The organism is Pseudomonas sp. BF-R-30, assembly GCF_019956175.1.
GTDB classification, from domain to species: Bacteria; Pseudomonadota; Gammaproteobacteria; order Pseudomonadales; family Pseudomonadaceae; genus Aquipseudomonas; species Aquipseudomonas jessenii.
Genome location: NZ_JAHBDE010000026.1, coordinates 26071 through 39134 on the forward strand (window position 1 = coordinate 26071; position 13064 = coordinate 39134).

Here is a 13064-nt window from a genome sequence, read left to right on the forward strand (position 1 = left end):
GTGTGCTTCGACGTACTGTCAGAGAGACGCTTACAGCCCCTCCAGCTCCGCCATCAGGTCATTCAAGCGATCCACTTTCTCCTCGGTGAGCTCGCTGGCCGTCAACCCGTCGATGTACCGGGCCAACTCTTCCACCGTGCTGCATTCGAACATCGCCCGCAGCGGCACATCCCGTTGCAGGGTTTTCTGCACCCGTGACGCGATTTGCGTGGCCAGCAGCGAATGCCCGCCCAACTCGAAGAAGTTGTCGCGAACGCCCACCGTCTCGACCTTCAATACCTCGGCCCAAATGTCTGCCAGGGTCTGCTCCAGCTCATTGCGCGGCGCCTGGTAATCCTGGCTTTGCAATTGACCGATCTCCAGCGTCGGCAGGGCCTTGCGGTCCAGTTTACCGTTGGCGTTGAGCGGCAGCTTGTCCAGCCATAACCAGTGCAGCGGCACCATGTATTCCGGCAACTCGACACGCAGGCGTTGCTTGATGCGCTCCAGGCGTTCAGCCGGATCGAGCGCAACATCCGCCGCGACCAGATAGCCCACCAGGTGCTTGCCGTTCGCCCCTTCCTGCACACCCACCGCCGCATCGCGGACTTGCGGTTGTTCGTGCAGGCGAGCTTCGATTTCACCGAGCTCGATGCGGTAACCGCGGATCTTCACCTGATGGTCGACCCGCCCGACGTACTCCAGTACGCCGTCACTGCGACGGCGGGCCAGGTCGCCGGTGCGATACAGGCGATCACCTGGTGCGCCGAACGGGTTCGGCACAAACACCGGTGCCGTGCGCAGCGGATCGCTGACATAGCCGCGACCAACCCCGGTCCCCGCCACGCACAGTTCACCCACCGCGCCCAGCGGCACCAGTTCCAGCGCTCCGTCGAGCAGGTACAATTTGTTGTTGTCAGTCGGCGTACCGATCGGCAGGTAACTGCCACGAGTCGAAGCCATATCGACGCGGAAGAACGCCACGTCATCCGAGCACTCCGCCGGGCCATAGGCATTGACCAGACCGATCTGCGGATAGCGCAGCAACCATTGATGCGCCAGTTCCGGCGGCATCGCCTCCCCCGTCGGCAACATCCAGCGCAGGCCATCGAGGCTCATGCGTTCCTGGGCGAGCATGCCCTGGATCAGCGAAGGCACGCTTTCCAGCACGGTGATGCCCTGGCTTTGCACATGGGCCAGCAAGCCCTGGGGATCATGGGCAATGGTGTTCGGCACGATGTCCACCCGTGCGCCGAACAACGGCGCGGCGAGGAACTGCCACACGGAAATGTCGAAGCTTTGCGAAGCGGTTTGCGCGATCACGTCGGCGTAGCTCAGGTTCAGGTACGGCACCTTGCTCAACTGGTTGTTGAGCATGCCGCGCTGTTCGACCATCACGCCTTTTGGCAAACCGGTGGAACCAGAGGTGTAGATCACATAGGCGAGGTTGTCCGGACCACTGTAGACACCAGGATTGTCCGCCGACAGCGCAAGGGCCTGGACTTCCTCCCAGACCAGCAGCCGTGGCCGGCTGGAGCAGCCGAACTCCTCGAGCAAGGCCTGCGCCTGCTCACGACAGGCTTGCGTGCACACCAGCAATGGCGTGCGGCTCAGATCGATGATCCGGCTCAGACGCTGACCCGGCAAACCCGGATCCAGCGGCAGGTAACCCGCCCCTGCCTTGAAGCTGCCGATGATCATGCCCAGCAAGTCGAGGCTACGTTCGGCCAGCAAGGCCACCGGTTGATCGCGCCCGACACCGGCGGCGATCAACGCATGACCGAGGCGGTTGCTGCGCTGGTTCAGCTCCAGATAACTGTATTGCCGGTCCAGGCAACTGGCGGCAATTCGCAGTGGGTGCCGGGCGACCTGCGTTTCGAACAATGAAACGTAGCTCTGCTCCAGCGGGTAATCGTGTTCGCTCTGGTTGCAGCCATGGATGAGGAAATCCTGCTCCTCGGCCCCCAGCAACGGCAGGTCGGCCATGTCGCCATGGAAACCTTCCACCAATGCCAGCAGCAAACGCTTGAACTCAGCGAGCATGCGCTCGACCGTGGCCTCATCGAAGTAGCGTTGGTCGTAGGACAGGTGCAAGCCCAGGTCATCCCCCGGATAGCACACGGCCGTGAGCGGGAAGTTGGTATGGGTTCGGCCCGAATCCGAGGTCGCGTTGAGGCTCTGCGCACGGTCGAGCACCGAAACTTCCACCGGGGCGTTTTCGAACACGAACAGGCTGTCGAACAGCGGCTGGCCTTTGGGCAGTTCGCTTTGCTCCTGGATGTTCACCAGTGGCAGGTATTCGTATTCACGCAGTTGCATATTGTTGTCGAGCAGACCGGTGAGCCACTGGCGCACGCTGCATCGCTGGCCGTCCTCAGGCATTTTCACCCGCAGCGCGATGCTGTTGATGAACAGGCCGACGGTACGCTGCATCTGCGGCATGTCCACCGGACGCCCGGCCACGGTGACGCCGAACAGCACGTCGCGATCACCGCTCAAGCGCCGCAGCACCAGCGCCCACGCCGCCTGGGCAAAGGTGTTGATGGTCAACTGATGGGCCTGGGCCAGTTCGCGCAATTGCGCACCGTCACGGGCATCGAGCCTTGCATAGCGGTCGCCGACGATCATGCCGCCGCTGTCGCCGGCATGTTCGCGCAGCAATGGCCGGTCGCTCGGGATCGGCGTGGTCCGTTCGAACCCCTGCAGGTTGGTTTTCCACCACTGCCGTGCTTCGGCCAGGCTCTGATGCTGCAGCCAACCGATGTAGTCGCGATAACGTGGTGGTACCTGCAGCTGCGCTTCCCGGCCTTCGCCGAGGGCGCTGTAGATCTCGAAGAAATCATTCATCAGCAGCGAACGGCACCAGGCATCGATGAGGATGTGGTGGTTGCTCATCATGAACCAGTAGCGCGCCGCGCCGACACGGATCAAACGCAAGTGGAACGGCGCCTGGTTGAGCAGATCGAACCCCGCCTCGCGTTCAGTCTTGAGCAAGGTTTGCAGCTTCGGCTCTTGCTCGACTTCGGCGAGATTGCTCCAGTCGAGGTATTCGATCGGCGTGCTGCCCGGTTTGTGGATCACTTGCAGCATGTCTTCGCCGACGTTCCAGCAGAACGACGCGCGCAATGCTTCGTGGCGGGCGATCACCGCTTGCCAGGCCTGGGCGAAACGCTGCGGGTCGAGTTCGCTGTTGATGCGGTAGCGGTCCTGCATGTAGTACAGGCCGGTGCCCGGCTCCAGCAAGGTGTGCAGCAGCATGCCTTCCTGCATCGGGGTCAGTGGGTAGACGTCTTCGATGAGGGCGGCCGGGACCGGCAGCGCATCCAGTTGAGTCTGGCTGAGATTCGCCAGCGGGAAGTCCGATGGCGTCAGGCCACCCGCGTCGTCGCGCAGGCAATGCTCGATCAGGCTGTTCAACTCACCGAGGTAGGCATCGGCCAACTCGTCGATGGTTTGCCCATCGAAGCGTTCGGCGCTGAAAGTCCAGCGCAGTACCAGTTCACCGCCATACACCTGACCGTCGACGCTCAGCTCGTTGGGCAACGGGGCATTGGCATCGTGGGCCGCGCCAATGGCTTCATCCAGTGGATGGAACAGCGCGTCTGCCCCGAAGCTCTGGTCGAACTGGCCGAGGTAGTTGAAGGTGATCGGCGCCACCGGCAACTGCGCCATGCTGTGGCGACTCAGGTCATCGGCCAGGTAACGCAGCACGCCATAGCCCAGGCCTTTGTGCGGCACGGCACGCAACTGCTCCTTGATCGCCTTGATCGACACGCCCTGCCCGGCGGCTTCGTCGATGTTCAGCGGCGTCAGGCGCAGTGGGTAGGCACTGGTGAACCAGCCGACGGTGCGGGTCAGGTCGATCTCGTCGAACAGCGCTTCGCGGCCGTGGCCTTCCAGTTGAATCAGCGCCGATGGCTGACCGCTCCAGCGGCACAGCACGCGGGCCAATGCGGTCAGCAGCAAGTCGTTGACCTGGGTGCGATAGGCACTCGGTGCCTGTTGCAGCAACTGCCGGGTACGCTCGCTGTCGAGGCGCACGCTGACGGTTTGCGCATGACGATTCTGCCGCCCGCCTGCGGGGTGATCACAGGGCAAATCGGCAGTGGGCCCGGCCAGGTGCGCCTGCCACCAGCCCAGTTCTTCGCGCAGGGACTCACTGCCGGCGTAGGCTTGCAGCCGTGCGGCCCAGTCCTTGAAGGCGCTGGTTTTCGCCGGCAGTTTCACCGACTGCTGCGCGTTGAGTTGGCGGTACACGGTTTGCAGGTCGTCCAGCAGTACACGCCATGAAACACCATCGACGACCAAGTGGTGAATCGCGATGAACAGCCGTTGCTGGCCCTCGGGACCATCGACCAGCAACATGCGCAGCAATGGCCCATCTTCAAGGTCGAGGCTGCGCTGGGCATCGGCGAACAAGGCCGCGCATTTGTCCATGGACGAAACGCGCACCTGCCACAACACCGGAGCCTCGGAAATCCCCTGGTGCATGACCTGCCACTGACCGGCGACCTTGCTGAACCGCAGGCGCAAGGCGTCGTGCTGTTCGATCAACGCCAGCAGCGCTTGCTCCAGTCGATGGGGCTCCAGAGGTGCGGTCGGTTGCAGCAACAACGCCTGGTTCCAGTGCTGGCGCTGCGGGATGTCGGTGTCGAAGAACCAGTGCTGGATCGGCGTCAGTCCCGACTCGCCCATGATCAGGCCTTGTTCGGCGCTGACCTGCTCGCTGCGGCTGGCCACGGCGGCGAGGGTCTGCACGGTCTGGTGCTGGAACAGGTCGCGAGGGCTGAAGTGAATGCCCTGCTGCCGTGCCCGGCTGACCACCTGGATCGACAGGATCGAGTCACCGCCCAACTCGAAGAAGTTGTCGTTGAGGCCGACCTGTCCAACGTTCAGCACTTCGCACCAGATCTGCGCGAGGCTGACTTCAAGCTCGCTGCTCGGCGCTACGTAGTGATGGCGATTCAGCTCCGGGTCCGGCGCCGGCAGCGCGCGGCGGTCGAGTTTGCCGTTGGCGGTCAGCGGCATGCGGCCCAGCAGGATCAGGTGCGTGGGCACCATGTAGTCTGGCAGTTGCGATTTCAGATGCGTCTTGAGGGCCTCGCGCAAGACCGATTGCTGTGCTTCGTTCTGTTCGGCGACGTCAGTCACCAGATAGCCGACCAGTTGCTTGCCACTCGGTGCATCGAGCGCCAGCACAACGGCTTCACGAATCGATTCGTGCTCCAGCATACGGGTTTCGATCTCGCCCAGTTCGATGCGGAAACCACGAATTTTCACTTGATGGTCGATGCGTCCGAGGTATTCCACCAGGCCGTCGGCGCGCTGGCGCACCAGGTCGCCGGTGCGGTAGATACGTCCGCCGTTGGCGGCAAACGGATCGGCCACAAAGCGTTCCGCGGTCATGCCCGGACGCTGGTGATAACCCTGGGCCAGACCCGCGCCACCGACGTACAACTCGCCCGTCGCGCCTTGCGGCACCAACGCCAGGTCGGTGTCGAGAATGTAGGCCACGCGGTCGCCGATGATGCTGCCGATCGGCACGCTGCCGGCGCCCTCTTCCAGCACTTCAGGGGCGAGACTGGCCAGCGGCATGACCACGGTTTCGGTCGGGCCGTAGGCGTTGAAGAACAGGCTCGGCTTGAAGGCTGCGCGAATGCGCGCCAGGTGTTCACCGGTCAGCGCTTCGCCGCCGGTGATGATCATGCGCACCGCCAGGGTTTCATTTTGCGTTGCCAGCCATTGCGCCAACTGGCTGCCATAGCTCGGCGTGAATCCGAGGACATTGATCTGATGACGACGGATCAGGCCACAGATTTCTTCCGCGTCCCACTGCCCTTGAGCCCGCAGCACCACTTGCGCACCGCTGAGCAGCGGCACCAGCAGACGCTCGGTGGCGGCGTCGAAGTTGATCGAATAGAAGTGCAGTTCGCAATCGTCAGGGCGCATGGTGAAACGCTCGATCACCGCGCGGCAGTGCATGGCGATTTCGCCGTGGGATACCACCACGCCTTTCGGTTTGCCGGTCGAGCCCGAGGTGTAAATCAGGTAGGCCTGATGCTGCGGCAGGCTGATCAACGGCAATTCGGTGGCCGGGTAGTTGGCCAGTGCAGCGGCGTCTTCTTCAAGACACCAGCGGCCGACGGTCGCCGGCAACTCGCCCAGGGCCTTGAACATCGCCGCGTCGCTGAGCAGCAAACCGATGCCGCTGTCTTTAATCATGTAATGCAAGCGGTCCAGCGGGTATTCCGGATCCAGCGGCACATAGGCGCCGCCAGCCTTGAGGATCGCCAGCAGGCCGACGACCATCTCCAGCGAGCGCTCCAGTGCCAGCCCCACACGAACCTGCGGTCCGACGCCACGCTCGCGCAGCATCCAGGCCAGGCGATTGGCCCGGCCGTCGAGTTCGGCATAGCTCAGGGTTTGCCCGGCGAAGGTCAGGGCCGGAGCGTCCTGGCGCATCAAGGCTTGCTCGGCGAACAGGTGATGGATGCACTGGTCCAGCCGATGCTCGCCCGGCTCGACGCCGAGGCTGTCGAGCAGATGTTGTTGTTCGCCACACGCCAGCAGCGGCAGTTCGCTCAAGCGCTGCTGCGGATCGGCAATCAGCGCTTCCAGCAGGTTGCGCCAATGCCCGGCCATGCGCGCAATGCGCGGCTCGTCGAACAGATCGGTGCTGTAGGTCAGGCAGCAACCCAGGCGATGGTCCAGGTCGGTGACTTCCAGGTTGAGGTCGAACTTGGTCGCGCGGGCATCGTTGGCCAGGTACTCGACCGTCATGCCGGCCAGGGTGCGGCTTTGCTGGAACTCCCAGCGCTGCACGTTGCACATCACCTGGAACAATGGGTTGTAGGCTGCGCTACGGGGTGGTTGCAAGGCTTCCACCAGATGATCGAACGGCAGGTCCTGATGGGACTGGCCTTCGATCACCGTGTGGCGCACCTGCTCGAACAACTCGCCCACGGACATTTGCCCGTCGAGCTGGCAGCGCAGCACCTGTGTGTTGAGGAACGCGCCAATCAGCCCTTCGCTTTCCGGGCGAATGCGGTTGGCCACCGGCGCGCCGATGCGCAGATCGGTCTGGCCGCTGTAGCGGTACAGCAGCGTGGCCAGGGCGGCAGTCATGGTCATGAACAGGGTCAGGCCGTGTCGCGCATTGAAGGCGCGAACCCGTGCCGCGAGGTCGTCGCTCAGCTCAAAGCGATACAACTCACCCTGATGGCTTTGCATCGGCGGGCGCGGACGGTCGGCCGGCAACTCCAGCAGCGGGTGTTCGCGGCCCAGTTGTTTGGTCCAGTAATCGAGCTGGCGCTGACGCTCGCCGGACTCCAGCCACTGACGCTGCCACACGCTGTAATCCAGGTACTGCACCGGCAACGGCGCCAGCGGTGATTCACGGTCATCGACGAACGCTTCGTACAGCGCGCTGAGTTCCCGGGCAAAAATGTCCATCGCCCAGCCTTCGGTGACGATGTGGTGCAGGGTCAGAACGAAGTAGTGTTCCTGTTCGGCGGTCTTGACCAGGCAGGCGCGCAGCAAAGGTCCGGTCTCCAGATCGAACGGCTGGTGCGCTTCGTCGTCGGCCAGTTGCTGGACCTGCCACTCGCGGACCTCGGCATCCAGCGCAGTGAAATCCTTCCACGCCATGCGCACGCCGGTTTGCGCGTGTACTTGCTGGCGGGCGACGCCGTCGATGCTCGGGAACGTGGTGCGCAGGGTTTCGTGACGCAGGATCAGGGCTTGCAGCGCGGCCTCGAAGCGCGCCACGTCGAGCACGCCACGCAGCCGCGCCATGCCGCCGACGTTGTAGGCCGGGCTGTCGGGCTCCATCTGCCAGAGGAACCACATGCGCTGCTGGGAATAGGACAGCGGCACCGCCTGCCCGCGGTCGACTTTTTCAATCGGCGGCTGTTTATTGGTGCTGCCACTGGCCTGGATCAGGCGAACCTGTTCGGCAAACGCACCGAGTTCGCTGTGCTCGAACAGCGCCCGCAGCGGCAACTCGACGTCGCAGGCCTGGCGGGTGCGGGAGATGATTTGCGTGGCCAGCAGCGAGTGACCGCCGAGGGCAAAAAAATCATCGCGCAAACCGACTTGCGTCAAACCCAGCACTTCGCGCCAGATGCCGGCGATGTGTTGTTCCAGTTCTGTCACAGGCTCGACGTGCTCGCGAACCTGCCACTGCGGTTCCGGCAACGCGCGGCGGTCGAGCTTGCCGCTCGGGCCGAGGGGCATTTTGTCCAGGCGCATCAGTTGCGCCGGCACCATGTATTCCGGCAGTTCGGCGGCCAATGCGCTTTTCAGGCGCGCAGTTTGTTCGACCTCGTCCCCGGCATTGTCCGCAGCGGTGTAGTAACCGATCAACTGCGCCCCGGCCACGGTGTCGCGCACCAGCACCACGGCTTGCGCAACGCCGTCCTGGGCCAGCAGCCGTGCCTGGATTTCCTCCGGCTCGACCCGGAACCCGCGCAACTTGACCTGTTGATCGAGACGACCGAGGTATTCGATCACGCCATCCGCCGTCCAGCGTGCCCGGTCGCCGGTGCGATACAGGCGTGCGCCCGGCTCGCCCAACGGATCGACCACAAATCGTTCGGCGGTCAACGCCGGGCGACCGAGGTAACCACGGGCCAAGCCAACGCCGCTTATGCACAACTCACCCGGCACACCGACCGGAACGGGATGCAGATCGCTGTCGAGCACGCGGCAGATCACATTGCCCAGCGGCCGGCCAATCGGCGAGCGTTCGCCATCGGCGCTGGAGCATTGCCAGTGGGTGACGTTGATCGCGGTTTCGGTCGGTCCGTAGCGGTTGTGAAGTTGCACCGCCGGCAGCTGCGCCAGTACCCGGTTGCGCAGCTCCGCGGGCAAGGCCTCGCCTCCGGAGAACAGCCGGCGCAGGCTGGTGCATTCAGCACTGAGCGGTTCGTCGATGAACAGCGAAAGCAGCGGCGGCACGAAGTGCAACGTGGTCACGCCGTACGCTTGCACCAGCTGCGCGATGCGATGCGGATCGCGGTGTTCGCCGGGACCGGCGATCAACAGACGTGCGCCTGTGATCAGCGGCCAGAAGCACTCCCACACCGACACGTCGAAACTGATCGGCGCCTTTTGCATCAGCACGTCGGTTTCGTTCAGGCGATAAGTGTCCTGCATCCATTGCAGGCGCTCGGCCAGCGCCGCGTGGGTGTTACCGACGCCTTTGGGCTGGCCGGTGGAACCGGAGGTATAAATCACATAGGCAAGATTGTCGCCGTGCAGATGCAGCCCCGGCGCATGGCTTGGCCAACTGTCCAGGTGCAGGGTGTCCATGGCGATCACACTGACACCCTCGCTGGCCGGCAAGCGCTCGAGCAGTCGGGTATGCGTCAGCAGCAATTGAACACCGCTGTCGCTGAGCATGTAGGCCAGGCGTTCGGCGGGGTAATCCGGGTCCAGCGGCACGTAGGCGCCACCGGCCTTGATGATCGCCAGCAGGCCGATCAACAGTTGCGGCGAACGCTCGCAGGCGATGGCCACGCAGACGTCCGGGCCGACGCCTTTGTCGCGCAGGTAATGGGCCAGACGGTTGGCCTGGGTGTGGAGTTCGGCGAAGTCCATCTGGCCGCCCTCCCAGATCAACGCCGGGCGCCCAGGTGTCAGCCGGACTTGTTGGTTGAGCGATTCGGGCAGCCATTGACTGGCCGCTGCGCAGGGTGCGCTGGCCCAGTCCGATTGCTGATGCTGCTCGGCGGCCGTCAACAGCGGCAGGTCACCGATGGCGATGTCCGCTTGCTCGCAGACAGCCCGCAACAGGTTGCTGAAATGGTCGGCCAGGCGCCCGATGGTCGCGGCATCGAACAATTCGCTGGCATAGTCGAAGGACAAGGTCAGGCGACCGTTGCGGTCTTCTTCGCTGTGCAGCTGCACATCGAACTTGGCTTCGCGGCTATGCCACGGCAACTCTTCGGCCAACAGCCCCGGCAGGCGCTTCAAGGCGCCAAGGTCGCGTTGCTGATGGTTGAACATGACCTGGAACAGGCCCTGTTCACGGGCCTGCGGGAAGGCTTCGAGCAGTTGCTCGAACGGCAGGTCCTGATGCGCTTGCGCACCCAACGCCGCCTGACGGGTCTGCGCCAGCAACTCAACGAATGGCAGACTTGAATCCACTTCGACACGCAGCACCTGGGTATTGATGAAGAAGCCGATCAGACCCTGGGTTTCCAGGCGTGGACGGTTGGCATTGGGCACGCCGATGCGGATATCTCGTTGGCCGCTGTAGCGGTGCAACAAGGTCTGGAACGCCGCCAGCAACAACATGAAGACGGTCGATTCATGGGCCTGGGCGGTCTGACGAATCGCATCGCTCAGGGGAGCGCCCAGACGCACGGTGTGGCGAGCGGCGCTGTGCAGTTGTTGTGCTGAGCGAGGATGGTCGGTGGCCAGGCTCAGGGTTGGATGTTCATCACCCAAGCGGTCTTTCCAATAAGCCAGTTGCCGCTCGCCTTCCCCTTGCGCCAGCCATTGCCGTTGCCAACTGCCGTAGTCGGCGTACTGCGTCGGCAATGGCGCCAGCACCGCTTGCAGGCCCTGGGAGGCGGTCGCATACAGGCGCGAGAACTCGTCGATCAACACATTCAGCGACCAGCCGTCAGCGATGATGTGGTGCAGGGTCACCAACAACTGATGGTCTTCGTCGTCGAGGCGCACCAGCGTCACCCACATCAACGGGCCTTTCTCCAGATCGAACCGGGTCCGCGCTTCGTCCTCGCGGATCTGCTGCGCCCGGGCCTCACGCTCGGCGGCCGGCAGGTCGCTGATGTCGATCAGTTGCAGGTTGAACTCACCGGCCGGATCGACCTGTTGCAGCGCCACGCCATCACGCTCGAAGAATCGCGTGCGCAGGGATTCGTGGCGCTCGATCAACTGCTGGAAACTGGCGCGCAAGGCGCCCTCATCCAGCTCGCCGCGCAGGCGCAAGCCGCCAGGAATGTTGTAGGCGCTGCTGTGTGGGTCGAGTTGCCAGGTGATCCACAGGCGGTTTTGCGCCAGGGATTGCGGCATCGGTTGCTGGCGCGACAGTGCCGTGATCGCGCCCTGGGCCAGGCCACCGTCCTGTTGCAGACGGGTCACGACATCGGCGAATGCGCCGAGGGTCGGCGCTTCGAACAGCAGACGCAGGCTCAACTCCAGGCCCAACTCTTCCCGCAGACGCGCCACCACTTGCGTCGCTGCAATGGAGTTGCCGCCGAGCAGGAAGAAATGATCGTCGGCGCCCACCTGTGTCACTTGCAACTGCTCACACCAGATACGTGCGATCAAGCTTTGCAGCGTCGATCCCGACTCGCTATTGCCCGTGCTTTCGTTGCTGGCCGACGGGAACACCGCGTAGCTGTCGAGGCTGCCGTCCGCCAGGCGATTGCGACACGCCGAGCGCTGCAATTTACCGCTGGACGTTTTGGGCAGCGCGCCCGGATGGAGCAGCACCACCACGCTCGGTGCCTCCTGATACGCCTCGGCGACGGTCTGGCGAATGGCTTTGATCAAGGATTCGGGCGGCAGGATTTTCTGCACGCTGCGGCTGATTTCAGCGGCGATGCCGATGCCTTCCTGACCGTCAACCGTGACGGCGAAGGCGGCGACGCGTCCTTTGCGCACCACTTCCACTTCGCGCTCGACAGTCTGTTCGATGTCCTGCGGGTACAGGTTGTGCCCGCGCACGATCAGCATGTCCTTCAGGCGCCCGGTGATAAACAGTTCGCCGTTGCGCAGAAAACCCAGGTCACCGGTGCGCAGCCAGGTCTGCCCGGCGTGCTGGACGAAGGTCTTGGCGGACGCCTCGGGGTTGCGCCAGTAGCCTGAGGCGATGCTCGGCCCGCTGGCCCAGACTTCGCCGACGACGTTGTCGGCCTGCTCGCTGAGCGAGACAGGATCGAAGATCAACACCGCGTGCGCCGGCTGGCTGATACCGCAACTCATGATCGGGCTGCCCTCGCCCGCTTCGATGCGGTTCTGCGCCAGGGCCTGATCGTCAACCCGCAGGTTGCCGATGCCTTGGCCGCGCGCTGTGCCGGCCACGAACAAGGTGGCTTCGGCCAGACCGTAGGAGGCCATGAAACTGTCCGCGGTGAAGTCGCAGGTCGCGAACTTCCCGGCGAAGCGCTCCAGGGTGTCGAGGCGAATCGGTTCGGAGCCGGAATACGCCACGCGCCAGCCACTCAGGTCGAGCCGTTCCAGGGCCGACTCGCTGACCCGCTCACTGCACAAGCGATAGGCAAAATCCGGCCCGCCGCTGATGGTGCCGCCGTATTCGCTGATCGCCTCCAGCCAGCGCAACGGCCGACCGAGAAAATACGCCGGGGACATCAACACGCAAGGCACGCCGCTGAAAATCGGCTGCAGCAAGCCGCCGATCAGGCCCATGTCGTGATACAGCGGCAGCCAGCTGACGATGACGTCGTCGGGGTTCAGGTCAATGCCGAAACCGTGGCGAATCAGCAATTCGTTGGCCACCAGATTACCGTGGCTGACTTGCACGCCTTTGGGCAGCGCGGTGGAGCCAGAGGTGTATTGCAGGAAGGCGATGTGATCGTCCTGCAAGTCCACCGCGACCCAGCGCTCGGCCAGTGCACCGTCGAGGGTATCGACACACAGCAGTGGCGGCGCGCCTTCGATCTGTTGCAACCCATCGCGCAGCCCGGCGCTGGTCAACAGCAAGCGCGGCTGGGCATCGCTGATGATCGACAACAGGCGCTCCTGGTGATGACGGCGTGTCGACTCCGGCGGGTAGGCCGGCACTGCGATTACCCCGGCATACAGGCAACCGAAGAACGCCGCGACGTAATCCGGGCCGCTGGGGAACAGCAACACCGCGCGGTCTCCGACATCCGTTTGGGCTTGCAACGCACCGGCAATCGTCCGCGCCCGCAGGTCCAGTTCGCGATAGCTGAGCACCACCGCCTGATCCGGGGTCTCGGCGAGAAAGCGCAGGGCCACCCGATCCGGCGTCAGCGCCGCTCGGCGCTGAAGGGCTTGGACCATTGTGCTGGGGAGTTCGAACGCGTCGGTCATGAGGTTTCCTGCCTGAATTCGGCTTGGTAGGAGCG

1 protein-coding gene is annotated in these 13064 nt (G+C 63.9%); it reads right to left on the reverse strand.

What is annotated here, in order from left to right:
- Positions 1–30: 30 nt before the first annotated feature.
- Complete coding sequence (locus tag KGB20_RS15285) at positions 31–13029, reverse strand: non-ribosomal peptide synthetase (RefSeq protein WP_223532741.1); 12999 nt, start codon at positions 13027–13029, stop codon at positions 31–33.
- Positions 13030–13064: the final 35 nt, after the last annotated feature.

Excerpts from the sequence above, each read along its gene's own strand:
- KGB20_RS15285 (WP_223532741.1), bottom strand. The coding sequence starts at position 13,029 with ATGACCGACGCGTTCGAACTCCCCAGCACAATGGTCCAAGCCCTTCAG.